The organism is Sedimentibacter sp. B4, assembly GCF_000309315.1.
Lineage (GTDB): Bacteria > Bacillota > Clostridia > Tissierellales > Sedimentibacteraceae > Sedimentibacter > Sedimentibacter saalensis.
In genome coordinates this window covers 1-241 of sequence record NZ_CANG01000412.1, presented here as the reverse complement: position 1 = coordinate 241, position 241 = coordinate 1, and the positions used below count along the sequence as shown (strand labels likewise).

The following is a 241-nucleotide window of genomic DNA, read 5'->3' as shown; positions in this document are numbered from 1 at the left end:
CTCCGATGTTCATCACGAGGTCGACCGCGGTGCAGCCAAGGGCCACCGCCTCCTCCACCTCACGCATCTTCACCGTGACGCTCGCCGATCCGAAGGGAAAGGCCACGCCGGTGGCGACGAGAACATCCGTGCCCGCGAGTTCCTCCCGCACAACGGGAGTCCAGTAGGTCGAAGAAGAGTAGAACGCCGCACAGTTGTAGGCGACAGCCTCACGACAACCGGAGCGAATCGACTCCTCGGA

The 241-nt window shown here is 63.5% G+C and carries 1 pseudogene; it reads right to left on the bottom strand.

From position 1 onward, the window contains the following. Nucleotides 1-241, bottom strand: a pseudogene (locus BN358_RS26490) (deoxyribose-phosphate aldolase); the annotation flags it as partial.